General features: G+C 38.2%; 27 protein-coding genes and 1 riboswitch. Of the genes, 24 read left to right on the top strand and 3 right to left on the bottom strand.

Features of this window, described 5'->3' with window-relative positions; all coding sequences use genetic code 11:
* Nucleotides 1-167: 167 nt before the first annotated feature.
* The 3 genes from MHH88_RS17915 to MHH88_RS17905 all read left to right on the top strand — a co-directional run bounded on the left by MHH88_RS17915 (nucleotide 168) and on the right by MHH88_RS17905 (nucleotide 4,373).
* Nucleotides 168-1,475: a globin-coupled sensor protein gene (locus MHH88_RS17915; protein ID WP_339259760.1), complete on the top strand. Its 1,308-nt coding sequence runs from the start codon at nucleotides 168-170 to the stop codon at nucleotides 1,473-1,475.
* A gap of 233 nt (nucleotides 1,476-1,708) precedes the next feature.
* Nucleotides 1,709-2,416, top strand: a complete 708-nt coding sequence (locus tag MHH88_RS17910) for a TspO/MBR family protein (protein ID WP_339259758.1) — start codon at nucleotides 1,709-1,711, stop codon at nucleotides 2,414-2,416.
* 265 nt (nucleotides 2,417-2,681) lie between these two features.
* Nucleotides 2,682-4,373, top strand: a complete 1,692-nt coding sequence (locus tag MHH88_RS17905) for a GNAT family N-acetyltransferase (RefSeq protein WP_339259756.1) — start codon at nucleotides 2,682-2,684, stop codon at nucleotides 4,371-4,373.
* 123 nt (nucleotides 4,374-4,496) lie between these two features.
* Here the strand turns inward: MHH88_RS17905 and MHH88_RS17900 are convergent, their stop codons facing one another.
* Nucleotides 4,497-5,093, bottom strand: a complete 597-nt coding sequence (locus tag MHH88_RS17900) for an NUMOD4 domain-containing protein (RefSeq protein ID WP_339259754.1) — start codon at nucleotides 5,091-5,093, stop codon at nucleotides 4,497-4,499.
* Nucleotides 5,094-5,286: 193 nt separating this feature from the next.
* Between MHH88_RS17900 and MHH88_RS17895 the strand changes: the two genes are divergently transcribed.
* The 11 genes from MHH88_RS17895 to MHH88_RS17845 all read left to right on the top strand — a co-directional run bounded on the left by MHH88_RS17895 (nucleotide 5,287) and on the right by MHH88_RS17845 (nucleotide 15,164).
* Nucleotides 5,287-5,493 (top strand): helix-turn-helix transcriptional regulator, encoded by a 207-nt coding sequence (locus MHH88_RS17895; RefSeq protein ID WP_024364213.1) that lies wholly within the window; start codon nucleotides 5,287-5,289, stop codon nucleotides 5,491-5,493.
* Complete coding sequence (locus tag MHH88_RS17890) at nucleotides 5,493-5,795, top strand: hypothetical protein (RefSeq protein WP_069509408.1); 303 nt, start codon at nucleotides 5,493-5,495, stop codon at nucleotides 5,793-5,795. Before MHH88_RS17895 ends, MHH88_RS17890 begins: the two co-directional genes overlap by 1 nt.
* Before the next feature lie 22 nt (nucleotides 5,796-5,817).
* A complete protein-coding gene (locus MHH88_RS17885) occupies nucleotides 5,818-6,288 on the top strand; it encodes an SACOL1771 family peroxiredoxin (RefSeq protein WP_339259751.1) in 471 nt (156 codons plus the stop codon).
* A 146-nt stretch (nucleotides 6,289-6,434) separates the two neighbouring features.
* The gene (locus MHH88_RS17880; protein WP_339259749.1) at nucleotides 6,435-7,070 is read left to right on the top strand and encodes a sugar transferase; all 636 of its coding nucleotides are present in this window, start codon (nucleotides 6,435-6,437) and stop codon (nucleotides 7,068-7,070) included.
* 46 nt (nucleotides 7,071-7,116) lie between these two features.
* Nucleotides 7,117-8,217: a glycosyltransferase family 4 protein gene (locus MHH88_RS17875; protein WP_339259747.1), complete on the top strand. Its 1,101-nt coding sequence runs from the start codon at nucleotides 7,117-7,119 to the stop codon at nucleotides 8,215-8,217.
* 1 nt (nucleotide 8,218) lies between these two features.
* Nucleotides 8,219-9,892, top strand: coding sequence for a GNAT family N-acetyltransferase (locus tag MHH88_RS17870; RefSeq protein WP_339259745.1), 1,674 nt, complete (start codon nucleotides 8,219-8,221; stop codon nucleotides 9,890-9,892).
* Entirely contained in the window at nucleotides 9,873-10,619 is a 747-nt protein-coding gene (locus MHH88_RS17865) for a hypothetical protein (RefSeq protein WP_339259743.1), read from the top strand. Before MHH88_RS17870 ends, MHH88_RS17865 begins: the two co-directional genes overlap by 20 nt.
* Nucleotides 10,607-11,611: a polysaccharide deacetylase family protein gene (locus tag MHH88_RS17860; RefSeq protein ID WP_339259741.1), complete on the top strand. Its 1,005-nt coding sequence runs from the start codon at nucleotides 10,607-10,609 to the stop codon at nucleotides 11,609-11,611. The genes MHH88_RS17865 and MHH88_RS17860 overlap by 13 nt, the downstream gene beginning before the upstream one ends.
* A gap of 286 nt (nucleotides 11,612-11,897) precedes the next feature.
* Complete coding sequence (gene hutI / locus MHH88_RS17855) at nucleotides 11,898-13,169, top strand: imidazolonepropionase (RefSeq protein WP_339259739.1); 1,272 nt, start codon at nucleotides 11,898-11,900, stop codon at nucleotides 13,167-13,169.
* Between the two features lies 1 nt (nucleotide 13,170).
* Nucleotides 13,171-14,169, top strand: coding sequence for an agmatinase family protein (locus tag MHH88_RS17850; RefSeq protein WP_069509360.1), 999 nt, complete (start codon nucleotides 13,171-13,173; stop codon nucleotides 14,167-14,169).
* 107 nt (nucleotides 14,170-14,276) lie between these two features.
* Nucleotides 14,277-15,164: a 5'-3' exonuclease gene (locus MHH88_RS17845; RefSeq protein WP_069509357.1), complete on the top strand. Its 888-nt coding sequence runs from the start codon at nucleotides 14,277-14,279 to the stop codon at nucleotides 15,162-15,164.
* On the opposite strand, the gene MHH88_RS17840 is transcribed toward MHH88_RS17845, so the two are convergent.
* Both MHH88_RS17840 and MHH88_RS17835 read right to left on the bottom strand, forming a co-directional pair.
* Nucleotides 15,157-15,660, bottom strand: a complete 504-nt coding sequence (locus MHH88_RS17840) for a C39 family peptidase (RefSeq protein WP_339259736.1) — start codon at nucleotides 15,658-15,660, stop codon at nucleotides 15,157-15,159. The two genes, MHH88_RS17845 and MHH88_RS17840, sit on opposite strands and share 8 nt — an antisense overlap.
* Nucleotides 15,661-15,793: 133 nt before the next feature.
* Nucleotides 15,794-16,138: a thioredoxin family protein gene (locus MHH88_RS17835; RefSeq protein WP_081327870.1), complete on the bottom strand. Its 345-nt coding sequence runs from the start codon at nucleotides 16,136-16,138 to the stop codon at nucleotides 15,794-15,796.
* A gap of 402 nt (nucleotides 16,139-16,540) precedes the next feature.
* Here MHH88_RS17835 and MHH88_RS17830 point away from each other — a divergent pair, with 402 nt between their 5' ends.
* The 10 genes from MHH88_RS17830 (at nucleotide 16,541) to MHH88_RS17785 (ending at nucleotide 26,754) form a co-directional block, all read left to right on the top strand.
* A complete protein-coding gene (locus MHH88_RS17830; RefSeq protein WP_339259734.1) occupies nucleotides 16,541-18,925 on the top strand; it encodes a 3-hydroxyacyl-CoA dehydrogenase/enoyl-CoA hydratase family protein in 2,385 nt (794 codons plus the stop codon).
* Nucleotides 18,926-18,973: 48 nt separating this feature from the next.
* Nucleotides 18,974-20,146: an acetyl-CoA C-acetyltransferase gene (locus tag MHH88_RS17825; protein WP_069509344.1), complete on the top strand. Its 1,173-nt coding sequence runs from the start codon at nucleotides 18,974-18,976 to the stop codon at nucleotides 20,144-20,146.
* A 76-nt stretch (nucleotides 20,147-20,222) separates the two neighbouring features.
* Entirely contained in the window at nucleotides 20,223-22,007 is a 1,785-nt protein-coding gene (locus tag MHH88_RS17820; RefSeq protein WP_069509342.1) for an acyl-CoA dehydrogenase family protein, read from the top strand.
* Between the two features lie 209 nt (nucleotides 22,008-22,216).
* Entirely contained in the window at nucleotides 22,217-22,570 is a 354-nt protein-coding gene (locus tag MHH88_RS17815) for an arsenate reductase family protein (protein ID WP_339259730.1), read from the top strand.
* An 81-nt stretch (nucleotides 22,571-22,651) separates the two neighbouring features.
* Complete coding sequence (gene gcvH / locus MHH88_RS17810) at nucleotides 22,652-23,032, top strand: glycine cleavage system protein GcvH (protein WP_024362696.1); 381 nt, start codon at nucleotides 22,652-22,654, stop codon at nucleotides 23,030-23,032.
* A gap of 198 nt (nucleotides 23,033-23,230) precedes the next feature.
* Nucleotides 23,231-23,572: a hypothetical protein gene (locus MHH88_RS17805; RefSeq protein WP_024362697.1), complete on the top strand. Its 342-nt coding sequence runs from the start codon at nucleotides 23,231-23,233 to the stop codon at nucleotides 23,570-23,572.
* Between the two features lie 14 nt (nucleotides 23,573-23,586).
* Nucleotides 23,587-23,898: a thioredoxin family protein gene (locus MHH88_RS17800; protein WP_339259727.1), complete on the top strand. Its 312-nt coding sequence runs from the start codon at nucleotides 23,587-23,589 to the stop codon at nucleotides 23,896-23,898.
* Nucleotides 23,899-23,954: 56 nt separating this feature from the next.
* A riboswitch (SAM riboswitch) is annotated at nucleotides 23,955-24,059 on the top strand.
* 83 nt (nucleotides 24,060-24,142) lie between these two features.
* Nucleotides 24,143-25,171 carry a methionine ABC transporter ATP-binding protein gene (locus tag MHH88_RS17795; RefSeq protein ID WP_107894885.1) on the top strand — a complete coding sequence of 343 codons (1,029 nt, stop codon included), beginning with the start codon at nucleotides 24,143-24,145 and terminating at the stop codon, nucleotides 25,169-25,171.
* Nucleotides 25,161-25,829: a methionine ABC transporter permease gene (locus MHH88_RS17790; protein WP_069509329.1), complete on the top strand. Its 669-nt coding sequence runs from the start codon at nucleotides 25,161-25,163 to the stop codon at nucleotides 25,827-25,829. The genes MHH88_RS17795 and MHH88_RS17790 overlap by 11 nt, the downstream gene beginning before the upstream one ends.
* 67 nt (nucleotides 25,830-25,896) lie before the next feature.
* Nucleotides 25,897-26,754, top strand: a complete 858-nt coding sequence (locus MHH88_RS17785) for a MetQ/NlpA family ABC transporter substrate-binding protein (RefSeq protein WP_069509326.1) — start codon at nucleotides 25,897-25,899, stop codon at nucleotides 26,752-26,754.
* Nucleotides 26,755-26,994: the final 240 nt, after the last annotated feature.

The following is a 26,994-nucleotide window of genomic DNA, read 5'->3' as shown; positions in this document are numbered from 1 at the left end:
TTATACTGTAGATTTATCAAGTGGAAAATTTAAACCTATAGCTCTATTTTAAACGATAACACATAATTTGTATAATTTTTGTATAACTATTATAACTAATAGTTTGACAATGTTTAATTTTTCATGATATACAGGTACTAAACAATTATGTGATTGAGGTGGAGAATGTGGCGAAATGGTGGAAACGGAAGTTAGAAGCTTCTAAAGATGAATTGTTTAGTTTGGAAGATGGCTTTGAACCAGTTATAGAATTGTCTGCTATGCCAGAGTTAGAAAAACAGATGGTATTAATAGGGCTTAAACGAGAAGATCTTTACATAATAAAAGCATGTCAGCCATTTGTTCGCGACGGTATCGAAGAAGTAACGGCTGTATTTTACCAAAACATACTCGCTGTTCCATCGTTGCGTAAAATCATTGAGGAGCGTACCCAAATCGATCGCTTAAAAAAAACATTAGGGAACTATTTAATTGCAATGTTTGATGGAGCTTTTAATGTAGAAGCAATTGAAAGAAAAAGAAAGCTAGCTCGCATGCATTTTAAAATTGGCCTAGAGCCAAAGTGGTATATGGGTACTTTTCAACATATCCAAGAAGCAATCATCAATTTGATTGTGAAAGGGATGACAGCACCTGCTCTTCGTGAGCAAATTATGCTAACTATTTCAAAATTAATTAATCTTGAAATGCAAATTGTGTTGGAAGAATACGAAAAGGAAAACGTTAAAATAAGAAATGATCAATACAATCACATTAAAAATGAGCTAAAACAAAAGATATCTTTAATCAGTCAAGATTTGGCTAATTTAACGGAAGAAACAAATTCGTCTATTGATGAAGTAGATGTTCAAACGACGATGATTGCACAAGTAATTGAAAGAAATGTCGAGACTGTTCATCATATTAATCAAGATGCAGATGTTGGTAATCAACATGTCATGAAGTTGGAACAAGAGATGCGCCATATTTATAACCGGACAGAAGAAATGGGTGCATTAATCGGCAACTTAAAAGTGTCTTCGGATCGTATTATTGATATTGTTTTGCTCGTCAAAGCCATTGCAGATCAAACCAATTTGCTTGCCTTAAATGCCTCTATTGAAGCGGCAAGAGCAGGTGAACATGGTAAAGGATTCGCGGTAGTTGCTCAGGAGGTACGCAATTTAGCTGAACAGTCAAAACAATCTGTCGAGGAAATTACGAAACTTGTTCAAACATCTACTACTTTAACGATGCGTGCGGTTGAAATGATTGATCGTATTGAAGAAAGCGTGGCAGATGGTGTGGAGGCTGCTGTTGAAACACAATCGAAATTTCACGATATCCTACAAGCTATTGTGGAAAATGAGCGATGTATTGTACAGGTAGAAACGGATGTAAAAAATTTAGAAAAGGTAATTGGCTCTATTGGGAACGAAACACGCACTGTTGCCAGTACAGCCGATAGTTTATATCAGACAGCCATGCATTTGTAGAGAACACATATACTGATAGATTTTTCACTAAGATAGAACGATCTCCAACTGTAGATCATTCTATTTTTTTATGTCCTTGAGTAGAAACAATCGGTCTCTGTTCATCATGGACTGTTTTAAAAGTAGCTACTACAGGTATAAAAGGGGAGAGCGTGTTTTTAAAGGAAACATGTATATCAATAATTAAAAGGCTATATAGTAACTTATATAGATAAAAATAAGGAGGGATGGCTATGAAATGGGTTGCACTGTTAAGTTATATAGCAATGATTATTATCAATGGTTTAGCAAGTACAATTGGTATTAATGGCAAAACAACAGCGGAAATATCCAATCAATTAGAAGTGCTTTTCACACCAGCAGGCTATGTTTTTGCCATTTGGATTGTGATTTATATTGTTTTGGGTATATGGATTTTTCTTCATCTATTTTCGAAAGCAGAAAATCAGGAGACCGCCATTATCAATCTAGTTACATTAACGTGTTTGTTTAATATTGCGTGGCTTTTATGTTGGCATTATGCATATTTCGTATTATCCATTGTAATGATGGTAGGTCTCCTTATAAGTTTAATCTTGATATACAGTAGTTATCCAAAAGGGGATACTCGTTTTGCAGGAAGATTACCGTTCTCGATTTATTTAGGCTGGATTAGTGTAGCCTTAATGGCAAATATTAGTTTTGTACTGAAATATTATCAATGGAATGGCTTTGGTATCTCTGAAATATGGTGGACAAATTTATTGCTCTTTGTCGCTACATGTCTTGCCATTTATATACGCACTGTAGAAGTAGATGTTGTGTTTCCACTAGTTATTATTTGGGCTTTTATCGGCATTGCTGTCAAAAATGGAGTGGATGCAGGAAGTTTATTTTATATGCCTATACTGTATAGCATAGTGCTCTTGATATGGATTTTTGTAGGAAAGCGGAAAGAGTAACTAGTTGACGGTAACAGCCATCAACGACATAGCAAAAAGTGTTAGATTGATTGTAGTTAATCTAACACTTTTTCGCTTTTGTCCCAGTCTCTTTCATTCATTGGATTATGGTCAAGGACCGTGCTAGTTGTTCTAATTTTGTTCTTATATGAATATAGTGGCTACTAAGTGCTGAAATAGGATGCGAAGTGTAACACTAGAAAATAAGCGTTTGGCAAAGAACGTGATGCTTTGTTATTGAAGGCAAAAAGGAGTGACTACACACGTGCTAGAGTATAGACTCGTGACAACGATTGACGAGCTTGAGTCGTATAAGGAAACTTGGTCTGAAATACTTGAACGTGAAAAAAATGATAATCCATTTATAGAGTATCGTTGGGTGTCGACGTGGTGGACGATACTTGGGTGCGAAGAAAATGTGGAAATTTACGTAGTTGAGCATAGTGGAGAGCCGATTGCGTTTTTTCCATTTGTTCATGCTATTCGATTTGGTGGCATTCATCAATTTAGCTTTTTAGGACAAGGACTTGCTTCTTATATGGAGGTGATTTCCGAGAAAATTTGGAAAGAGCGAGTGGTGCAATATTTATTAAAAGAACTGATAAACCAATATAAACGGGTTCTTTTCTTGTTCCATGGTTTGCTTGAAAGTAAGGATACTTCTCAGATTTTAGAAAAGTATACTTTAGAACGGCAATTGCCTCATTCAATTTTTCGTGTGGTCACACCTTATATAGATTTTAGAGCAATTGAATTATCGGATTTTTTAAAGAAGCATAAGCGTAAATTTAAAAGTATTCATCGTCGAGAGAAACGATTAAAAGCATATGGTCAACTTACGTTTCAAAAAGTTGAGGATGGAAATTTAGATACTATGTTTCAGTTGTTCGAAAGAAGATGGCAAAAGAAAGTAGATACGAGTGGATTTACAAAGGAGCGGACGCGGACATTTATTGAACAGCTTGCAAAACAACAAGATGCAGTATTGGGTTTACAAGTTCATCGTTTGCAATTTGAAAATATTTGGATTGGCTTTACAGTAGATATTTGCTGTCGAGGTAGAAACTTTTGTCACACAATGGGGCATGAGCCGGATTTCAATATGTTCGGACCTGGACGATTGATTGAGAAGGAAAATATGCTGCAAGCACATAGTACAAACTTACATCTTTACGATTTTGGCAGTGGCTACGAACCTTATAAGTTTGAATGGTATACTCATTTAGATTTTACAAGAAAATTCATTATGAGTACGACAGGAATTAGGGAACGACTTTTTCGAAATGCATTGGTGCTCCATGAAACGGTTTTAACAATAGTAAAAGCAAATCGCAGAATTGTTGAATGGAAACGCAATACATTAGGAGAAGTGCGATACTGGTTGACAAAGGCAACTTTGCACGAGTGGTTTTCAATGCTAAAATGTAGGGTGTTTAGTGGACGGCTATTTCATATTTATTATTTACAGACAAAACGAGGTCATAACAAATCGAACTTTCACGAAATCTATATCCCATCCGTGCTGGAACACGATAAGCGTTCCGAGCTTCTTATACATTATTTTAAAGGCTATAAACTGTACGGACAAACCAAACAGGAAATCGCTTATTTGCGACATGATCAATTGATTCATGAGGAAACAATTGGATTTATACAGGAGTTGCCACCGAATACTACATATATTAAAAATTATGAACTACCAAATCTCCCAATAATAGTCGGGGAAGTGCAACGAGAAGGGCGAGCAATTTGTACGTCTGCCAATTGGTTTGAATGGCGGAAACGTAAGAAGTTGTCAGCATTAGGATTTCAAAAGGTAGAACGTGTATGGATAACTCAATTTTTAAAATGGAAAAAAATATATCGTCAACAGGATAAGTGGGGAAAGTATTTTTTAAAACAAGGGCATACATTAGAACATATTTGGCATCTCGCCATACTTTCTTTACTTATATAACAAAAAATCCTTAGCACCTTTTATGGATGCTAAGGATTTTTTAGCTTGTCTAATTTTAATTATAACTGTCATGCTATCATGCAGGTGATATTTTGTTTACGTAGTGCATTAGCAAAAATCAAATTAAAAGTGAATGCCAGGTTTGTCAATTAGCTTACAGCCTGTGCCGTATTTCGCTTTTAAGGCACCTTTAAAGTGTGTTTGTTCAAGCTCTGGGAATGTCTGCTTCCATAGTTCGAAGACATTATGATTGGACGCTGTGCCGTCTTTTGTTAGGCGGACAATATGGAAACCGTATTCGTCATTACAACGAGCGAGTGGACGATTTTCTCGCACTGTTATAATGCGCCCGCTTGCTGTTATTTCATAGAGTCCTTCATAGCCTACAATTGCACGGCTTTCTTCATCTAAATTAGTTGTTTTAATAACTGCTTTGTCAACAGGTTTTTGTTCTTGAGCAGGCGCTTCGGGTTCCTTTTCCTCTGGAAGTTGTTCAACGACAATAAAATCTTTATTGGAAGCTTTATCGCTCATCGTTGCCATTACGTTCATAATGGAGCCTACATAATGTAATGGTTTGTCGCTACCTTTTTCATAGACAAAAATATTATAGTCAGTTTTATTTACCTTTTTCATAATAATGTTTCCTGTCGTAATCGTAAAACCGATAAATTTGTTTTTATTTAGTGCTTGTAGTGCTTGTTGCTTTGTTAAAGTCATTATTAATTCTCCTAAAAAAATGTTTTTTCTATTTTACCATAAAATTAGGAATGCTGTTTTCGAATCTTGTTGCAATAACCGTAGGAATGAAAAATGCAAGCAATTCAAGGAAGATATGTAAAGGATGCTTTACAAAATAAAAAAAGTAAAGTACACTTTACGTAAAGTAAGCTTTACATAGGGGTGGTGAAAAATGGAACAACGCATAAAGGAGCTAAGGGCTTCCTTTGGGTGGACACAGGAACAGCTATCCGAAAAATTAGGTGTTTCTAGACAAACGATTATTTCGATAGAGAATGGTCGTTATAATCCGTCTTTAGAACTGGCGTATAAGATTGCAAAATCATTTCAACTAAGTATTGAAGAGGTATTTATTTTTGAGGAAGGTAGTGATGAGTGATGACTTTGGAACAAATGCTAGGCTTACTTGGTATTGTATTAGGACTTTCAGGTGGTCTTTTTGGACTATGGTGGGGACGTAGAATGGCTGCACGTAAAAATGGGCTAGATGAAAGATATGAAAAAATTACAGTTCATTCACTGGCGACTGGTTGGAAAATAACTATTATCTCCATTTATCTGCTACTCCTTTTAGTGATTCTTGGTACGCAGTTTTCTACTGCCCAAGTATTAGGGATTCTGTTATTCATTCATATGGCAGGATGGGCATTTTCAACATTGTATTATAATTTAAAGTTTTAGAGTTGAAGGGGGCAAATTCAATATGCAACATCAGTTTAGTATGAATTTATCTTGGTCACAAGGAAGAAATGGTACAGGCAATTTATCAGCCGCTCATTTGAAAACAAATGTATCTATTCCTCGGGAAATGAATGGGCCAGGAATAGGAACAAATCCGGATGAGATGTTATTGGGTGCTTCCGCAACTTGTTATTTAATTACATTTGCTGCTTTACTTGAAAATTCTAAAATTCCTGTCGTGGCATTATCAATGGAGGCAGAAGGATTTGTCGATGTAACGGATGGTGTTTTTACATATGAAAAAATTATCCACAAACCGAATGTCAAAGTAGCTCATCTCACGGAGCGTGAGAAAAGACGTATTAATCGATTAGCACATAAAGCAGAACAAACTTGTATGATTAGTAAAGCTTTAAAAGGAAATGTGCAAATTGAATGTCACCTGCAAATTGATCATTCGTCTGATGGTCAACCATCCACCTCAAAGATTTAATGATGAAAGGAATTATGCTAGAAGTTTTTCTAGCGTAATTCCTTTTGTCATTTTTACATAGTATTTACTTGGATTGAAATAGTTCTATAAATGGGCGAAATGAATATATAAAGTTAAGCACTAAAAAAATAAAAAAGGGTGATGTATTGCACGTACAGACAGCCGAGACACTCACATTTTACGGTCAGTATGGAAAACGAATTTTTGATATAGTAGGGGCACTTGTTTTATTGTTTTTAACAATTCCTCTTATGATAGCTATTTTCCTCCTATTACTCATTACGACAGGGCGCCCCATCTTTTTCAAACAAATTCGAACGGGATATGATCATCAACGTTTTATCATATGGAAATTAAGAACCATGTCCATACAGGCAACACCTGTCAACATGCCTTTGATATGTACAGATGGTATACCAGATGATTTCTATTTTAAAACTGACCAAGATACGCGCATTACAAAAATCGGTGCAGTCCTTCGTAAGTTAAGTATTGATGAAATTCCACAACTTCTCAACGTATTAAAAGGTGATATGAGTATTGTTGGGCCCAGGCCTGAAATTCCTGCAATTACAAATAGCTATAGCGCATTACAAGCACGTCGTTTGGAAGTAAAGCCAGGTTTAACAGGGCTTGCCCAAATTAACGGTCGCTCTAATATATCGCATGGACAAAAAATCACATATGACATTCACTATGTGGACCATGTAACTTTTTGGATGGATGTAAAAATTGTTGTAAAAACGCTTTATGTCGTGCTAGCTAGAACAGGTGCTTATTGAAAGCAGGAGGTGGAGGATACTGAAGATTGTTCAATTAATCACACGTATGGATAAGGTAGGTGGCGCTCAAAAGCATGTCGAGGCGCTTGCTATAAAATTAAAGCAAGATGCCCATGAAGTGACGATTGTGACAGGGAGTTATGATGCATCTTTATGGCGCTTACAAGAGGCGCAAATTGAAGTTATCAGTATCCCAGCCATGCAGCGAGCAATTCATCTGACAAAAGATATGCAAGCGCTTTGGCAATTACGAGCAGCATTTAAAAAAATGCAGCCTGACATTATTGCGGCACATTCTTCTAAAGCAGGTGCCATTGGACGTGTTGCCGGTCGTCTTTTACGTATTCCAACAATTTTTACTGCGCATAGCTGGAGCTTTACAGAGGGAGTGCCGCCCAAAAAACAATTAATGTATCGTCAGCTTGAAAAAACTGTCCAACCATTGACAACAAAAATTATTACTGTATCTGATTACGATCACAAGTTGGCGCTAACGAAAGGAATTGCACCCGCTCATAAAATGCAGACCATTCACAATGGGATAGAACATTTAGAAAGCGTAATGGCACCAAATAGAGTACGGAATGAGCAGCCTCAACTTGTTATGGTCGCTCGCTTTGAGATACCGAAAAGACAGGATCGATTGCTAGAAGCTTTGTTGGCGTTACGTGACATTCCTTGGCATCTTCAATTTATTGGGGATGGTTCTTTACGTCTGCCATTAGAAAATTATGTGAAAGACAAAGGGTTATCAGAGAGAGTGACCTTTTTAGGCAATCAATTGGATGTCACAACATTACTTGCTGAAAGTCAAATTTTTGTTTTGTTATCCGACTGGGAGGGCCTGCCTATTTCAATTATTGAAGCGATGAGAGCTGGGCTTCCCATTATTGCGACGGATGTTGGTGGAGTGAATGAGTTAGTGACTGATGGTGAAAATGGATTTTTAATTCCTCGTGACGATGAAAATCAGAGTCTATTAATAAAAAAACTAAAACAGCTTTTAACAGATAAAACACTGTGCGAAAAAATGGGCGATGCAAGCGAACGCCGTTTTTTACGAAACTTTACGTTTTTGCCTATGTATCAAAAGACGCTCGATATTTATGAACAAGCTATTTCAAAGTTTGCTAAGAAGGGTGATTAAATTGCAATTACTTCGCATTCGAACGGACGATGAACTTGTGCTTTATAAGGAGATATGGGATGACATTTTAGCGCATGAACAAAATGATAATCCATTTATTGAATACGCATGGTTTTATAACTGGTGGATCACGATAGGAAGAAAAGAACGAGTGGAGCTATATGCTGTTCAAAAGGATGAGGATATTATAGCGTTTTTGCCATTTACGGTAAAAATGCTTTGGGGAGTGCGCATATATGCTTTTACAGGTGAAAAAATAGCTCATTATACAGGAATCGTCGCAAGGAAAGAGTGGCAACTCTCTGCCATTACGTTCGTATTTGATGAACTTATGAAAAAGCACCGCCACGTACTATTTTCTTTTCATGGATTACTAGAAAGTAAAGAATCATCCAAAGTAATCGAACAGTATTTTGTTGAAAAGCAATTACAACTTCGTATTTTTCGAGATGTCACACCTTATCTCGCCTTTAGCGAAGTTGATTTCGATAACTATTTTAAGGAAAGAGAAAAAATGCATGATGTAAAACTTCGGAAAAATAAGCTGCGAACACTTGGCTATTTGCGCAAGAAATCCCCCGTACAAGAAGACCTAAGAGCATTATTTCAGTTATACGATAGATGTTGGGTAAAAAAAATAGATACTAGTGGGTTTACGGTAGGAAAGAAAAAAGATTTCTTTGAAAGGCTTATGCTCCTGAAAGGAGAAGCAATGCAAGTCGAGGTAGATGCTCTTGCTTTTGACAATCAATGGCTCGCTTTTAATTACGGTATTTGTTGTCGGGGACGTTATGTAACGTATGCAAGCGGTTATGAGCCAAACTTTACAAGTTTTGGGGTAGACCACTTACTGAATCAATCCACAATAAAACGTATTTTTACAGAAAACTATCTTTTGTACGATATGAGTGCTGGTTATGAGCCCTCTAAATTAGCGTGGCGTTCTGGCATTGATTTTACAAGGCGGCTAGCGGTGAATAGTAACACGAAGCGTGCCAAGTTATTATTTAGACGATTAGTATGGAAGGAACGCATAAAGGGGATGCTGCGCAGTAATCAACGCGTTGTCAAATGGACACGTCATACGCTTGGTCATTTACGCTATTTAGTAAAGTATGGGAAAGGGAAAGATTGGCTAGAATATGGACAACAATTCGTTGAAAAGTTTGTTCGTTTAAAGCGCGTGGAATTGTACGAGTTATCCCCAACGGATCGGGTAATACCACAGCAACCAGTAGGAGAGTTGTTTGAGGAAATGACGATTCAAGAGGCGATACAAATCGATCAGGAAGAGCTTATTTCCTTATTATCTAAGGGATATACCATCTATAAAGATTCCTTTGCCCAAACGAGTAAGCCTGCTTTTGCTTTACATACGGAAAATTTACGTGTGGATGCATTGCAAATTGTTGAACCGTTGCCAAAGCAAACCTATTTTTTAACCTATGATCTCTATAAAAATATCGACATTATCACAGCGTATATTCAAAAAGTAAAACCAGATAAAACACTGTGGATAACGGCAAGTTTTTGGCAATGGCGTAAGCGAAAACGTCTACAACAAATAGGCTATAAACGTATTTCTCGAATGAAGCATTTTAAATGTGCTCGTTATGAGCGCAATCATGTAGAAAATTACACAGAGAGTGGGGGCGATGTTCATTCTATCCATTAGAAGTAAGCGATGGAATATCGCGATGCAGCATATTTACTTTGCAGAAAAGCTAGCAAATACTAGAAAGCCGATGAAGTTAGTTTGTCACACACATTCACTTGTTCCAAGTCGTAAGTTGATTAAGCGTGAAGCGGTTCATATTCGATTAACAGATGATGAGTACACGATGTTGAGCGCACTGTCGAAAAACACTCGGAAACTATTGCGTCGTGCACAAGAAGAGTCCTATCAAGTTTTCTTATATAAAGAGCCTTCGGAGGAAAATTTACGAGCATTTCAACAGTTTTATAATGAGTTTGCCAAAAGGAAAAAAATCGACCAAATAAATAAGCCTCAAATGGAAGCAATCATGCTGTTAAATCAACAACATGCTTTGTTATTGTCAGAGGTGCGAAGTATTTGTGGACAAACCTTATGCTATCGACTGGATATTGTCCATGCACAAAAAGCGATGTCCTATTATGTAGCAACCTGTCATGCTTGCACATTACCTACACATTTAAAACGTCCTATGCGCTATGCGAATCGTTTCTTGTTATGGCACAATTTCATGTATTTAAAACAGCAAGGGTTCGTTTTATATGATATGGGTGAGCTAACAGATATCGAAACGGTTCGTCAATTTAAATTGAGTTTTGGTGGACAAGTTGTAAACGTATATTCTGGTTACATCGCACATTCGAGAATAAGTGCGTTGTTATTGGGCGTGCAAAAGTGGAGAAAATAGCAAGCAAAGTCAATCATGGTGGTGGTGGTTTTGTTATTTCATTGGACTTTGAGCTAAATTGGGGTGTCCATGATGTATTTAGGCATGGGCAATATAATAAAAACTTATATGGAGTACGTCAGGCCCTACCTAAAATCCTAATGCTGTTTAAGGAATATGAAATTCATGCAACATGGGCTACTGTAGGCTTATTATTTGCTGAATCTAAAGGAGAAATGGCGCACTACTTGCGAGGCATTCCAGTGAAGTACGAGCAAATGAAATATGCCGCACATTCACAGCTTGCAAAAGTAGGTGAAAATGAGCAAGAAGATCTTTTACACTTTGGCAAATCGTTAATAGAACAAATTATTCAAACACCTTATCAGGAAATTGGTAGTCATACGTTTTCGCATTATTATTGTTTAGAGAGTGGACAAATAGAATCGGATTTTGAATCGGATTTACAAGCGATGGCCATGATTTGTGAAGGATATATTGCACCGATGAAGTCGATTGTTTTTCCACGTAATCAAGTAAACGACAACTATTTTGCGGCGTGTCAGCAAGCAGGATATGTTTGCTATAGAGGAAATGAACGTCATGATTTATACAATCCGAAAAAGTTCACAACAAAAAATCGACTATCATTAGGTGCGATGAAATGGCTGGATAGCTATGTTAATATAACGGGCAATCATATGGTCCGATTAGAAGAAATGACAGAGGATGCCTTTATCAATGTTCGAGCAAGTGCATTTTTAAGGCCTTATAGTAGTATTTTACGTGCATTTGAGCATCGCAAGATACAACGAATCAAAGAAGGGATGCTTGCTGCTGCGAAGGAAGGGGCTTTTTATCATTTGTGGTGGCATCCGCATAATTTTGGAAGACATATTGATAAAAATTTAGCGATGCTTGAGGAGCTTTTGCAATATTATCAAGAATTGCAAAGAGACTATGATTTCCAAAGTTATTCCATGTATGAGGTAGCAATGCTATGTAAGCAATAACATTTCTGAATAGAGTGTTATTGCTTTTTTATTTGGCTTGGTTCAAAATTTAGCCTCTACTCTACGTGGTCATTAAGCGTGCTGAAACTAACTCGCTGGATGTTAGGTTTTATAGAAATTTTAAGACAATAAGAGGGAATTGCGCGGGGCGTGACGAAGATGTAAGTACCTTACTATAGGACTGCTTTAGAATGACTATGCGTGTGCACGATTTTAGTGAAGGAATCATAGTAATGAAAAGTGCATTTAACGGAGAGGGTTATACATAGACAAAGGGGAGTTAGGGATGAAGGACAAGCAACAAAAGCCAATTTGGATTCAAAATATTTCTCAATTAGTAACACTTGCGAGTGACAAGAAAGGACCGCGAGTACGAGAAGAAATGCGAGAGCTTGCTATTATTGAAGGAGGAAGTGTTTGGCTTGAAGATGGTGTGATTCAAGATCTTGGTACAACACGAGAAATGATATTAAAATATTTACCCCGTGCAGAGGAAGCGGAGATTGTGGATGCTACAGGGAAAATTGTCACGCCCGGTTTGATTGATCCTCATACCCATGTTGTTTTTGGCGGTAGTCGTGAACATGAATTTGAGATGCGTTTAGAAGGCGCGAGCTATATGGACATTATGAATGCTGGGGGAGGCATCCATGCAACAACTCGAAAAATGCGCTCGTTGACAGAAGAACATATTTTCAATCAGACGACGAGACGCTTGGACTTATTTTTACAACATGGTGTTACGACGTTAGAAAGTAAAAGTGGCTATGGCTTAGACTTAGAAAACGAGTTAAAACAATTACGGGTTATGCAACGATTGCAAAATAAGCATCCGATGGACATTGTGCCGACCTTTATGGGCGCACATGCAGTACCAGAAGAATATCGAGAAAACCCAGAGCACTTTGTTAACTTAGTTATTAATGAGATGATTCCTGCGGTGGTGGAAGAAAAGCTTGCAAAATTCATTGATGTATTTTGTGAAGTTGATGTCTTTACACCCGAGCAAGCAGAACGTATTTTATTGGCTGGCAAGGCACGAGGGCTTATACCTAAAATACATGCCGATGAAATTGAAGAAAATCAAGGTGCGCATGTTGCGGCAAGAGTAGGTGCTATTTCTGCTGAGCATTTATTAAAAGTGTCGGATGAAGGTATTGAAGAACTTGCTAAATCGGGCGTAATTGCATGCTTATTACCAGCAACAGCATTATATTTAGGTGAAAAACCAGCACGTGCCCGAGCTATTATTGACGCAGGTGTACCTGTAGCGATTTCGACTGATTGTAATCCAGGTTCTTCGCCGACAATTTCGCTACCACTTGTTATGAACTTAGCATGCATCACAATGAAAATGACGCCGGCAGAAAGCTTATGTGCTGCTACCTATAATGCGGCTTGTGCATTGCAAATTGAAGATCACGTAGGCTCTATCGAAATTGGAAAACAAGCTGATTTAGTGCTGTGGGATGTCCATAATCATCAAAAGTTACATTATATTTTTGGTGTAAATCATGTGAAAAAGGTTTGGAAAAAAGGTGTGAAGGTGGTAGGTTAAGATGTTTATCCAACCTGAATGGCAATGGAAACAAGAAAACGGCTCAGGCATGCATCAGTGGATTAAGCAAAAGCAAAACCCACATGCAAATGATGTAGATATTATTGTCTATGGCGCCTTATTATCTTATGCGAGCGATCCAATGAAAAAAGCACAGTATCCTACTGCTTTTCGGAAAGCGTGGTCGAGCTTTCAATCCTATAATTTAGATGAACAAGTAGATTTGCGTTCATTAGCAATTGTTGATATTGGAGACGTGGCAATCGACTCGACCAATCGTATGCTTTCGGAATCTGCTATTGAGGCAGCTGCTGAAAACTTAAGTATCGCTTATCAAAAAAGCTTCACTTGCCTGATTGGTGGTGATCATGCAATCACGGCTTGTTCATTAAGAGGGATTAAAAATGCTTTTCCGAATGAGCGAATTGGTATTATTCAACTTGATACGCATTTAGATGCAAGAAATCAAGAAGATATAGGTTTAGCTATGAATTCACCGATTCATCAACTAATCGCATCAGGCGTTGTAGAAGGGAAACATATTTATAACGTTGGCTTGCACGGCTTTTTTAATTCACCAGAAATGATTTATTATGCTCGTGAACAAGGAATTCATATGATTACGTTAAAGCAGATGCGACGTGATGGTATCCAGTTGACTATCCGTGAAATGCTACGTCAGCTTATGTATGAGGTAGATAGAATTTATGTATCCGTGGATTTAGATGCATTGGATATTACGTTTGCCCCAGATGTACCTGCTGCTACACCTGGTGGATTAACGGCCTATGAATTATTTGATATTTTAAAGCTCATTGGTGAAAATGAAGGTGTACGTCATATTGACTTTATTTATCCTGATCCAAAACAAAATGAACTTCGCTTAGAAACGGTGAAAACGGGGGTTACTGCATTTTTGCAATGGCTAACTGGCATTCAATTGGATCATCGTAATCGTATATCAAGGAAAGAAAAGGCAGGCTATGGAGCTACTCCATAGTCTGTTTTGCTACGGGTGGACGCTTTCTGCGGGCACATCTAAATTGTTTGGGTGCCTGACACCTTAAACTGTTATAATAGAATAATAGATAAGAGAGGATTTTTATTATGACTACAAAACCAAAATTACTCATTGTTGATGGTATGGCGTTGTTATTTCGTTCTTTTTTTGCATCAGCAGCAATGGGGCATTTTATTCGATTAAAGGACGGCACACCAACGAATGGTGCGCAAGGATTTGTGCGCCATGTGTTGACGGCGCAATCTATTATGCAACCAACACATTTAGCTATTTGCTGGGATATGGGGGCACAAACATTCCGCAATGAATTATATGATGGCTATAAAGCTAACCGCCCAGCACCGCCAGAGGAAATGCTTCCTCAATTTGATATGGCTAAAAATTTAGCTCAACATATCGGATGGCAAAATTTTGGCGTTGTCGGTATGGAGGCGGATGATGTAATCGGCTCGATGATTACGAAGTGGCAGGATGAAGCTGATATTACGGTTATTAGTGGGGATAAGGATTTATTACAATTGCTCACGCCGACAACGCAAATTGCTTTTACAAAAAAAGGTTACACTGAATATGATCTTTATACACATACACGCTTTAAAGAAGAATATGGTATAGAGCCAATTCAATTTGCGCAAGTAAAAGCGTTTATGGGGGATACGAGTGATGGCTACCCAGGAGTTAAAGGAATTGGTCCTAAGCAGGCACTGACACTTATACAAATGTATGGCTCGATTGATAATGTGATCGCTTCCTTAGAGGACTTAAAGCCTGGTCAGCGTACCAAAATTAAAGACAATCTGGATATGTTGAAGTTATCACACGAACTTGCAACGATACAAACGAATGTACAGATTGAAGCGGACTTTGCCCATTTAGCAGTACCAAACTATGAGCACCAGACAATTAATGCAATAGAGGAACGTGGCTTTACACTTATTGCGAAGCAAGCACGTTCATTGTATGCCCTTAGTTAGGCGCTATTTTAACGAAGCGTAACACGTTTTTATTTTGATGAAATAGAGCACTATGGATTTGACTGTCGCGATTGTTTCCTCCGTTATCGTGGAAAATTAACAATAGCTTATCAGCTTGCACTTCATAGCCAATAAGTGGTACCCAATGGTAGGCAAAGGTTGATTTTTTATCAAACCATTGTAGGCTAAAATAACGGTCAAAGCGCATTGCTACGGGGCGACCTGCGTCAATTTCTTGCAGTGCCTCTTTTAATGTGCAATTGCGTATATCCCATGTTGGTAACAGCTTTCGAAGGTTAGTAATTAAACGCCATTTAAACAAACCAACTTTGGTGCTACCTAGGATTTGGTAAAGGTCATTTACCGATGGAGCTAAAGGATTAAAGTACTTTAGGATGACATGGACTGTTGTCGGTCCACAGGCAGAGTTACGATAATGAGCTGCGATGGATGCATCGTATTGTGATGTGCCTTGTAATGACAAATGCTGTTTCATTATTATCTCCCTTCCAAAATACGCTTTATTATGTACGTGTTTTTAATAAGGTGTTTGTTTTCGATTGATATAGAAGAAAAAATAGTATGCCAAGGGATACCCAGCATACTATTTTTACGTTTGTTACGATGTATTATTGTTGAGCAGCTAAAAACTCAGTAACTTGTTGAGGTGTTTTAGCGTTCGCACTATGTAAGTGGGCTAATTTTTCACCGTTTTGGAAAATTAATAAACTTGGAATACCCATTACATCGTATTTATCAGCGATTTCAGGTAGCTCGTCACGGTTAAGCTCATACCAATCAAATTGGTTGTACTCTTCAATAATTGGATCGATGAACATATTCATACGTGTGCAATCTGGGCACCAGCCAGCATAAAATTTTACAAGTACTTTTTGTTCACCAGCAATAAGCTCATTAAATTGCTCTGCAGTTGTTATTGTTTTCATTAGTAAATCACTCTCCTTGCTTTCCATTTTACACATTTTCTCTTCAACCTGAAAGTTATCTGTTTGGGATATGTGGAAGCTACTTATTGTCTTGTTTTCGCTCGTAAAAAACAAAAAAAGTTGTATATCGCAAAAATAATTATAGAAAAAAGATTGCTAATTTAGACAAAATAATCTACACTAAAAACAGAAAAAGTAGTTTTATTTTCATTCAGTGGAAGACATTTCTCGTAATTTAAGAAAGTGAATTGAGTGAAAATAAGTGTTTAGCGACTGTCACAGATTTTGAGCGATGCTAGTGTGAAAACTTCGCATTCAGGCTATATGGGCCAAAATCTATGCACAAAAACGCCGAAGCACAATTTTGATTTTTTTTGACCAAAAAATGAATGGTCATTCATTCAATGGGAGAATAAGGGGGAATTGCTTGTGACTTACAACATTAAAAAAGCGGCTGTTCTAGGTTCTGGGGTAATGGGTTCTGGCATTGCAGCACATTTAGCAAACATCGGTATTCCAACATTATTATTAGACATTGCACCGAAGGAACTAACGAAAGAGGAGGAAGCAAAGGGGCTTACGTTAGCACATCCAACTGTAAGAAACCGCTTTGTAAATGGAGCTCTTCAAAAGTTATTAAAGCAAAAACCAGCACCACTTACTTCTAAGAAAAACTTATCGCTTCTAACGGTGGGGAATTTTGAAGACGATTTAGACAAACTGAAAGATGTTGATTGGATTATTGAAGTTGTCGTAGAAAATCTAGCGATTAAACAAAGCTTGTATGAAAAAATTGATGCTGTTCGTACGCCAGGTACAATAATCAGTTCTAATACATCGGGCATTAGCATTAATGCGATGGCTGAAGGACGTTCAGAAGATTTCCAACAACATTTTTTAGGGACACACTTCTTCAACCCTCCGCGCTATTTAAAATTACTTGAAGTGATTCCGGCAACGACAACAACACCAGACGTTGTTGACTTTATGAAAAAATTTGGTGAGGACATTCTTGGGAAAGGTGTTGTCTTGGCTAAGGATACACCAAACTTTATTGCCAATCGCATCGGCACATACGGTCTGTTAATCACTTTACAGCAAATGATGCAAGGTGGTTATTCAGTCGGAGAGGTAGATTCAGTGACAGGGCCGCTCATTGGTCGCCCAAAATCAGCTACTTTCCGTACATTAGATGTCGTTGGATTAGATACATTTATACATGTGGCAAAAAATGTATATGACCAAACGGCAGGCGAGGAACAGCAAGTATTTGCAGTACCTGAGTTTCTACAAAAAATGGTTACGAACGGCTGGCTAGGTGCAAAGTCTGGTCAAGGTTTCTTCCAAAAGCAAGGAAAAGAAATTTTAGAAATTGACCCACATACTTTAGCTTATAGTCCAGCTAAAAAATTACAAACACCTTCGATTGAAATGGCGAAACAAACGCGCGGACTAGCGAACAAAGTGAAGACATTAACATACGCAAAAGATCGTACAGGTGAGCTTTTATGGGGAATTTTTGCACCTACACTAATTTACTCTGCGCAGTTACATGGTGAAATTGCTGATGATATCGTCGCAATAGATAATGCCATGAAGTGGGGATTCGGCTGGCAGCAAGGCCCATTTGAAATTTGGGATGCTATTGGTGTAACAGAATCTGTTGCGAAAATGGAGGCAGAAGGTCGAGAAGTTCCACTATTTGTGAAAGATATGTTAGCGCAGGGCTTTACTACATTCTATTCAGAAATAGATGGTGACGTAGCGTATTATAACGGCTCACAATACGTGAAAGTTCCAGTGAATGAGAAAGAAATTAACTTAAAGCGTTATAAGAAAAAACATGGTGTTATTAAGTCTAATAGCGGTGCTAGCTTAATAGATTTGGGTGACGGTATTGCGTTACTAGAGTTCCATTCCCAATCCAATGCCATTGGTTTAGATATTATTCAAATGATTAACTACGCAATAGACGAAGTAGAAGCAAATTATAAAGGCTTGGTAATCGGAAACCAAGGTAAAAACTTCTGTGTCGGAGCGAACTTAGGCATGATTTTAGTAGAAGCACAGGATGATAACATTTTCGAATTAGATTTTGTTATTAAAGCATTCCAAGATGCTATGCAAAAAATAAAATATTCAAGAAAACCAGTTGTCGCTGCACCGTTCGCTATGACATTAGGTGGGGGCGCAGAAGTATGCTTACCTGCTGCACATATCCAAGCGACGATGGAAACTTATATGGGCTTAGTAGAAGTCGGTGTTGGCTTAATTCCTGGGGGTGGCGGTAACAAAGCACTTTACCAAAAATTCTTAAAAGGTTTACCGCATGGTGTGGAAGTAGATTATCAACAAATTGCCAATAAAGTATTTGAAACAATTGCCATGGCGAAAGTATCAACTTCAGGTGAGGAAGCACGCGACAATAATTTCCTAAACTTTGCAGATGGTATTTCAGTCAATGCAGATCACCAAATTTATGATGCAAAGCAGGCTGCTTTGGCACTCTATGAGGCAGGCTACCAACCACCGGTGCCAACAAAAGTTCCTGTTGTCGGTGCATCAGGCTATGGTACGTTACTAATCGGTGCTCAAGGGATGTTTGAATCAGGCTTCATCAGTGAACATGATTTAAAAATTGCCAAGAAGTTAGCGTATGTTATCGCAGGTGGAAAAGTACCATACGGCACATTAGTAGATGAACAATATCTATTAAACTTAGAACGTGAAGCATTCTTAAGTCTGGTAGCAGATCCACTATCGCAGCAAAGAATGCAACATATGTTGTTAAAGGGCAAACCACTTCGTAACTAATTAGATAGATGACTATATTTGCACATGAAACAAAGGGGGATTTAGACGATGCGTGAAGCCGTTATTGTAGCAGGAGCACGAACTCCTATTGGAAAAGCGAAAAAAGGTTCATTAGCAACAGTAAGACCAGATGATTTTGGAGCAGCAGTTGTCAAAGAGACATTGAAAAGAGCGGGCTATGAAGGTCCTATTGATGACTTAATTTTAGGGTGTGCGATGCCTGAAGCAGAGCAAGGCATGAATGTAGCACGTAGCATTGGTGCGCTTGCAGGGCTGCCAGATACGACACCTGCTTTGACTATTAACCGTTTTTGTTCATCGGGTTTACAGGCAATAGCGTATGCAGCTGAACGGATTATGCTTGGTCATTCAAAGGCAATTCTTGCTGGCGGTGTTGAGTCTATGAGTATGGTACCAATGGTAGGGAATACACCACGCTTAAATCCAACATTAGCTGAAACAGCCCCTCAATATTATATGGGGATGGGACATACAGCCGAGGAAGTCGCACGACAGTATAATGTTAGCCGTGAAGATCAAGATGCATTTGCGGTACGCTCGCATGTGCTTGCAGAAAAAGCAATTCAAGAAGGCAAATTTAATGATGAAATCGTCCCAATTGAAGTAGAACAACATTATGTGGATGCTAATAATAAACTACAGGTGAAAAAATTTACTTTCAGTATGGATGAGGGGGTCCGCCCTGGCACATCTGTAGAAGGTTTAGCGAAACTTCGTCCTGCCTTTCATGTAAAAGGTAGTGTGACAGCAGGTAACGCTTCACAAACTTCTGATGGTGCAGCAACAGTTTTGGTGATGGATCGTGAGGAAGCTGAAAAGCAAGGGATGACACCAATGGCGAAGTTTTTAGGCTTTGCGGTGGGCGGTGTTCCTCCAGAAGTGATGGGCATCGGTCCAATCGTTGCAGTACCGAAAGCACTTGAAATTGCAGGTTTATCTATAGAGGATATCGATTTGTGGGAAATTAACGAAGCATTTGCTTCGCAGTCTTTACAAGTTGTACGTCATTTAGGCATCGACCAAGAGAAGGTTAATGTCAATGGTGGCGCAATTGCATTAGGACATCCGCTTGGCGCAACCGGTGCAATTTTAACATTAAAACTTATTCATGAGCTGAAACGTCAAGGTAAAAAATACGGAGTTGTCACAATGTGTATCGGCGGCGGTATGGGCGCTGCTGGGGTATTTGAGATTCTATAAATTGTGTAAAAATTAATTGTTTAAGAATTGCGAATTGTATGCGTGCCTGGCACCGAAAAATAAGGAGGAATTGGACATGACAGAAAAAACTACAGATATCATTAAAGGCGGCGGATTTATTATTGAGGATGTGGCGTTAGATCGCGTATTTACACCTGAAGATTTTACAGATGAGCAAAAAATGATCGCCAAAACAACGGAAGAGTACGTTGCGAATGAAGTATTACCTGTCGTTGAAAACTTAGAACATCATGAGTTCGAACATTCCGTACGTTTACTAAAAACTGCTGGTGAGCTAGGTCTATTAGCGGCGGATGTACCGGAAGAATATGAAGGTCTTGGTTTAGATAAAGTTTCTTCGGCATTAATCGCAGAAAAAATGTCTGTAGCAGGTGGTTTCTCGATTACACATGGTGCGCATGTGGGGATTGGTTCATTACCAATCGTGCTTTTTGGGAACGAAGAGCAAAAGCAAAAGTATTTACCAAAGCTTGCTTCAGGTGAGTTAATTGCAGCGTATGCTTTAACAGAGCCAGGTTCGGGTTCAGATGCATTAGGTGCTAAAACGACTGCCAAGCTAAATGCTGCTGGTACTCATTATGTTTTAAATGGTGAAAAACAATGGATTACAAATGCTGGATTTGCTGACGTATTTGTTGTGTATGCAAAAATCGATGGCGATAAATTCTCGGCATTTATCGTAGAACGTGCATATAATGGTGTTTCTGTTGGGCCAGAAGAAAAGAAAATGGGTATTAAATCTTCATCAACTCGTACATTAGTGCTTGAAGATGCAGAAGTACCTGTTGAAAATCTGCTTGGTGAAGTAGGTCGTGGACACGTCATTGCCTTTAACATTTTAAATATCGGTCGCTATAAATTAGGTGTCGGTACAATCGGTGGCTCAAAACGTGCATTAGAGCTAGCGATTCAATATACGAACCAACGTCAACAATTTAAAACAAAGCTTTCTGATTTCAACCTAACAAAAGAAAAGCTATCGACTATGGCGTCTCAATTATATGCGTCAGAATCATTAAATTATCGTACAGTGGGATTATTCGAAGATCGTCTAAGCCAATTAAGCCCTGAAGAACAAAAGCAAGGGAAAGTCATTGCTAATGCAATAGCAGAATATGCAATTGAATGTTCGATTGCGAAAGTGTTTGGGTCAGAAACATTGGATTATATTGCTGATGAAGCGGTACAATTACATGGTGGCTATGGCTTTATGGCAGAATATGAGGTAGAGCGCATTTATCGCGACTCTCGTATTAATCGCATTTTCGAAGGAACAAATGAAATTAACCGCATGATTGTGCCTGGCACATTTATGAAAAAAGCATTAAAAGGCGAATTGCCATTATTGCAAGTCGCACAAAATTTACAACAAGAATTGCTGATGATGATGCCAGAAGAAGTAGGTACAGAACCATTAGCACAAGAAAAATACCTTGTGAAAAATGCTAAGAAGATCGCTGTGTTAGCAGCAGGTATGGCAGCACAACGCTATGGTGCGAAGCTTGACCAAGAGCAAGAAGTATTGGTAAATATCGCGAATATTGCAAACCAACTATTCGCTATGGAGTCTGCTGTGTTACGTACAGACAAAGCGATTGCGCGTGAGGGTGCAGAAAAATCACAACAAAAATTACTTTACACGCAAATTTTCTGCCAAGAAGCATTTGCAGAAATTGAGAAAGAGGCAAAGGATACGATTCTTGCTTCAGCAGATGGAGATGCTGCACGGATGACATTGTCAGCGCTTCGCAAACTGACTCGCAACAACCCTTATAACCTTATTGCTAAAAAACGTGAAGCTTCAGTTAAACTTATCGAAGCTGAAAAATTCATCGTCTAATACTAGCTATGAACAGACTGTAGATACCTTAATCTACAGTCTGTTTTAGTGCCAGGCACTCATACAATTTGCCCGCGGAAGTGCCAGGCACCGAAACAATTCTGAAATCCACTGGTGTCAGGCACTCAAACAATTATAATTGTTTCATTTTGGCACATACTAGTTATGATGGTATACTACAGAAAATGATAGTAGAGGAGCCTACAAATATGATTCAATTTATCCATTATCCTAAATGTACAACTTGTAAAAAAGCACAGAAGTGGTTAAACGACAATGGCGTTTTATACGAAGAGGTACACATCGTTGAACAAGTACCTACGAAAGAACAATTAAAGCAATATTGGCAAGCGAGCGGGTTGCCACTGAAGAAGTTTTTTAACACTTCTGGCATGAAATACCGTGAACTTGGATTGAAGGATAAATTGGCGGAAATGCCGGAAGATGAGCAACTTACACTGCTTGCGTCAGATGGTATGCTAATGAAACGACCAATCGTGACAGATGGAAAAAAAGTAACATTAGGTTTTAAAGAAACAGAATTTGAGCAAGCTTGGAAATAACTGCTTTTATCCTTGTTTTTATGATAGAAGTATGGCACACTGATAGTGAATATATTACATATTTATGGAGGGGTTTTTGGCATGAGCACACCTAAAGACTTACGTTACTCTGAAGAACACGAATGGGTAAAATTAGAAGATGGTAAAGTACGTATCGGTATTTCTCACTTCGCACAATCAGAACTAGGAGATATCGTTTTCGTTGAGCTTCCACAAGTTGGCGATGAAATTAAAACAGATGATCCATTCGGTAGTGTAGAATCAGTAAAAACTGTTTCTGAACTTTACGCACCAATTTCAGGTACTGTAGTTGAAGTAAATGCAGACTTAGAAGATAGCCCAGAATTCGTAAATGAATCACCATATGAAAAAGCATGGATGATCGTTGTAGAGCCTGCTGATGCATCAGAGATTGAAAACCTTATGACAGCTGAGCAATACGAAAAATTGATTGCAGAATAAACAAGCCTGTAATAGAAAAACGTCGGAAAATTTGCCGGCGTTTTTTATTATATCATGCTACAGTTTTTCGGCGCATCATAGGAATTGCTAGCTCAATAAGTTATCACAGAAACGCCCGAAATTGCGATGCAATAGTATGAAATTCGGTTATTCAAATGGTATGCTGTAGTAGATAACTGTCTAAATGGGGGTGGCGTGATGTTCGAAGGGAAATGTTTAATCGTGGAAGGCCGTTCGGATAAGCTTCAAATTGAACCTATTCTGAGTGAAGATGTTACAATCCTTTGTACAAATGGTACAATTGGTGTGCATCAATTAGAAGAATTACTCGACCCATATGAGGGCTGTGAGCTCTATACATTTTTTGATGCGGATACATCAGGCGATAAACTACGAGCATTAATGGATAGACATTATCCAGAGGCTGAGCATTTACGGACAATGCCAACATATAAAGAAGTAGAAACAACACCGAGGAAAGTGCTAGCGACGATTTTATTGCGTGCACATTTTTCAATCCATAATGAATATATTTTGTAAGGTTGCGTGAAATCATGGAAGAATGGTCAAAAGAGCAGTGGGAAACGGCTGTAAAGTCTGGAGACAAAACTGCCTTTTATTTATATACACCGATGTGCGGAACTTGTGCCGTTGCATCCAAAATGATGAATATCATTGAACAGTTACTACCAGAGGTGAAAATAGGCAAGGCAAACATCAATTTTCTAGGACAAATAGCTTTTGATTTTCAAATTGAAAGTGTACCTTGTTTACTCGTTAGCGATGGTGGAAAGGTTATTGATAAGATTTATGCATTTCAATCCGTACCATTTTTATACGAATTGTTAAAAAAACCAATTGACTGAACTTTGCTAGCGTGGTAAAGTAACAAATATATTAAAAAACTATTAAATATATCGAACTCTTATAAAGAGCGGCGGAGGGAAGTGCCCTATGAAGCCCGGCAACCATCACATTTGTGAAAAGGTGCCAAATCACCCAAAGATTTATCTTTGAAAGATGAGAGAACGGTTTAGCGTATAAAGTACGTGACCCCTTCTACTTGTCTTGAGAGAAGGGGTTTTCTATATGAGAAAAGGAGTATTCGCTATGATACAGCTTCAAAATATTACGAAGAAATACAAAACCGCAAATGGCGAATTGACTGCTGTCAAAGATGTAAATCTTTCGATTAACAAAGGTGAAATTTTTGGCATTATCGGCTACAGTGGTGCTGGTAAAAGTACGATGATTCGTTTATTAAACGGTTTAGAAAAACCTACGACAGGTACAGTGAAGGTCAACAACCAAGAATTTTCATCTATTAAGGGGCAAAAGCTCCGTGATGCTAGACAAAAAGTAAGTATGATTTTCCAACATTTTAACTTACTTTGGTCTCGAACAGTGGCAGAAAACATTGCTTTTCCACTAGAAATCGCAGGCGTTTCTAAGCGTGAGCGAGAAGCACGTGTGAAAGAACTAATTGCACTCGTTGGCTTAGAAGGTCGCGATAAAGCGTACCCATCACAGCTATCAGGTGGTCAAAAGCAACGGGTTGGTATAGCGCGAGCACTTGCCAATAATCCTGAAGTATTGTTATGTGACGAAGCTACATCTGCACTTGATCCAGAAACTACAGATGCAATTCTCGATTTACTTGTTGATATTAATGAACGATTAGGCTTAACCATTGTGTTAATTACGCATGAAATGCATGTTATTCGCAAAATTTGTCATCGCGTGGCGGTGATGGAGGCTGGAGAAATTGTAGAACGCGGAGAAGTATTGCAAGTGTTCCAAGCACCTCAAGCGGCCATTACAAAAAAATTCGTCTCTCAAATTACTGATACGAAGGAAACGCAAGAGACTGTTGCACAGCTTAGAGCAAATTATCCTACAGGACAACTGGTCAAACTTGTCTTTGTAGGAGAAAAAACCGAGCAACCCGTAATATCGCATTTAGTGAAGCAGTTTGATGTAGAAATTAGTATTGTTCATGGTAATATCTCACAAACTAAAAACGGCGCATACGGCACACTTGTTGTGCAAATTGATGGCTCAGAGACAAATGTAGCAGCTGCATTAAATTATTTGAATACAGTTGAAGTACAAACGGAGGTGATTGCAAATGCTAACTAGTCTCTTTCCGAATGTCGACTGGGAAAAAATGTGGTCTGCCACATACGAAACACTTTATATGACCACTATTTCAACGGTCATCACATTCATACTTGGTTTAGCCATTGGTATTATCCTCTTTTTAACGAGCCCAAACCAATTATGGGCAAATAAAATCGTTAACTTTTTAACGGGGTCGATCGTCAATATATTCCGTTCGATACCATTTATCGTGTTAATTATTTTACTAATACCGTTTACAAAGTTTTTACTTGGGACAATCCGTGGAGCAGATGCAGCTTTACCAGCACTTATTATTGGTGCAGCACCATTCTATGCCCGAATGGTATTAATTGCACTACGAGAAATTGATAAGGGCGTTATAGAAGCAGCTCGCTCAATGGGTGCTAAAACGTCCACGATTATATGGAAAGTACTAATTCCAGAATCATTACCAGCACTTATTTCCGGGATTACGGTAACGGCTGTTGCCCTTGTTGGCTATACGGCGATGGCTGGTATTATTGGTGCTGGCGGTCTAGGAAACTTAGCCTTTTTAGATGGCTTCCAACGTAATCGCCAAGATGTGACATTAATGGCAACTATTTTAATCTTAGTAGTCGTATTTATCATCCAATGGATTGGCGATATGATTACTTCGAAAACAGACAAACGTTAAAAAGGTTATACCGGTTATTTACCGCTAACATATTATGGTTTGAACAAAATAAAGGGAGTGTAGACAAATGAAGAAGTTATTAGCAGGATTATTTTTATCAGTACTTGTACTAGCTTTAGCAGCTTGTGGTGCTGGTAACAAAGATGAAGCAGGCTCTGGAGATAAGGCAGACGACAGTGCAAAAACTGAAGAAAAAGTAACATTAAAAATAGGTGCTTCTAACACACCTCACGCAGTTATTTTAGAAAAAGCAAAACCGATTTTAGCTAAAGAAGGCATTGACTTAGAAATCGAAACATACCAAGATTATGTATTACCAAACCAAGATTTAGATTCAGGAACAATCGATGCAAACTATTTCCAACATATCCCTTATTTAAATTTACAAATTAAAGATAATGGCTATGACTTTGTAAATGCTGGCGGTGTACATATCGAGCCAATCGGTATTTACTCTAAAAAATATAAAACTCTTGAAGACCTTCCTAAAGGTGCAACAATCTTATTATCTAATTCTGTTTCAGACCATGGTCGTATGCTGTCATTATTAGAAGCGAAAGGCTTAATTAAATTAAAAGATGGTATCGATAAAACTGCAGCTGAAATTAAAGATATTGTAGATAATCCGAAAGACTTTAAATTTGATGCGAATACTGCACCAGAACTACTTGTTCAAATGTTTGAAAATGAAGAAGGCGACGCAGTCCTTATCAACTCTAACTACGCAATCGATAATGGTCTAAACCCAATCAAAGATGCAATTGCGCTAGAAGACAAAGAATCTCCATATGTGAACATTATTGCGGTACGTGCTGGAGATGAAAATAAACCAGAAATTAAAAAATTATTAGAAGTATTAACTTCTAAAGAAATCCAAGACTTCATTCTAGATGAATGGAAAGGTGCAGTAGTACCAGTTAAATAATATGTAGCTTTTAAAAAGAGTATGTAAGTGAAAACTTACATACTCTTTTTTTATGTAAGAATACTATCCGTAATCACCCTCTTACGTACGTAAGAGGGTTCTAAAAAACGATAGAAAGAATGTTAAATGTGAATTATTAACATTGTTCAGTGTTACAACGGGACTTTAATTAATACAGTTAAAAAGAGGTGCGTGAAAAGGTGAACAATTTTGAAAGGGTCTTTCCATTTTAATGTAATG

Source organism: Lysinibacillus sp. FSL K6-3209 (assembly GCF_037976175.1).
Lineage (GTDB): Bacteria > Bacillota > Bacilli > Bacillales_A > Planococcaceae > Lysinibacillus > Lysinibacillus sphaericus_D.
Note: the sequence above shows the minus strand (reverse complement) of the source record. Positions and strands in the feature narration are given on the sequence as shown.

Excerpts from the sequence above, each read along its gene's own strand:
- MHH88_RS17910 (WP_339259758.1), top strand. The coding sequence starts at position 1,709 with ATGAAATGGGTTGCACTGTTAAGTTATATAGCAATGATTATTATCAAT.
- MHH88_RS17900 (WP_339259754.1), bottom strand. The coding sequence starts at position 5,093 with ATGACTTTAACAAAGCAACAAGCACTACAAGCACTAAATAAAAACAAA.
- MHH88_RS17895 (WP_024364213.1), top strand. The coding sequence starts at position 5,287 with ATGGAACAACGCATAAAGGAGCTAAGGGCTTCCTTTGGGTGGACACAG.
- MHH88_RS17890 (WP_069509408.1), top strand. The coding sequence starts at position 5,493 with ATGACTTTGGAACAAATGCTAGGCTTACTTGGTATTGTATTAGGACTT.
- MHH88_RS17885 (WP_339259751.1), top strand. The coding sequence starts at position 5,818 with ATGCAACATCAGTTTAGTATGAATTTATCTTGGTCACAAGGAAGAAAT.
- MHH88_RS17875 (WP_339259747.1), top strand. The coding sequence starts at position 7,117 with ATGGATAAGGTAGGTGGCGCTCAAAAGCATGTCGAGGCGCTTGCTATA.
- MHH88_RS17865 (WP_339259743.1), top strand. The coding sequence starts at position 9,873 with ATGTTCATTCTATCCATTAGAAGTAAGCGATGGAATATCGCGATGCAG.
- hutI (WP_339259739.1), top strand. The coding sequence starts at position 11,898 with ATGAAGGACAAGCAACAAAAGCCAATTTGGATTCAAAATATTTCTCAA.
- MHH88_RS17850 (WP_069509360.1), top strand. The coding sequence starts at position 13,171 with ATGTTTATCCAACCTGAATGGCAATGGAAACAAGAAAACGGCTCAGGC.
- MHH88_RS17845 (WP_069509357.1), top strand. The coding sequence starts at position 14,277 with ATGACTACAAAACCAAAATTACTCATTGTTGATGGTATGGCGTTGTTA.
- MHH88_RS17840 (WP_339259736.1), bottom strand. The coding sequence starts at position 15,660 with ATGAAACAGCATTTGTCATTACAAGGCACATCACAATACGATGCATCC.
- MHH88_RS17835 (WP_081327870.1), bottom strand. The coding sequence starts at position 16,138 with ATGGAAAGCAAGGAGAGTGATTTACTAATGAAAACAATAACAACTGCA.
- MHH88_RS17825 (WP_069509344.1), top strand. The coding sequence starts at position 18,974 with ATGCGTGAAGCCGTTATTGTAGCAGGAGCACGAACTCCTATTGGAAAA.
- MHH88_RS17820 (WP_069509342.1), top strand. The coding sequence starts at position 20,223 with ATGACAGAAAAAACTACAGATATCATTAAAGGCGGCGGATTTATTATT.
- MHH88_RS17815 (WP_339259730.1), top strand. The coding sequence starts at position 22,217 with ATGATTCAATTTATCCATTATCCTAAATGTACAACTTGTAAAAAAGCA.
- gcvH (WP_024362696.1), top strand. The coding sequence starts at position 22,652 with ATGAGCACACCTAAAGACTTACGTTACTCTGAAGAACACGAATGGGTA.
- MHH88_RS17805 (WP_024362697.1), top strand. The coding sequence starts at position 23,231 with ATGTTCGAAGGGAAATGTTTAATCGTGGAAGGCCGTTCGGATAAGCTT.
- MHH88_RS17800 (WP_339259727.1), top strand. The coding sequence starts at position 23,587 with ATGGAAGAATGGTCAAAAGAGCAGTGGGAAACGGCTGTAAAGTCTGGA.
- MHH88_RS17795 (WP_107894885.1), top strand. The coding sequence starts at position 24,143 with ATGATACAGCTTCAAAATATTACGAAGAAATACAAAACCGCAAATGGC.
- MHH88_RS17790 (WP_069509329.1), top strand. The coding sequence starts at position 25,161 with ATGCTAACTAGTCTCTTTCCGAATGTCGACTGGGAAAAAATGTGGTCT.
- MHH88_RS17785 (WP_069509326.1), top strand. The coding sequence starts at position 25,897 with ATGAAGAAGTTATTAGCAGGATTATTTTTATCAGTACTTGTACTAGCT.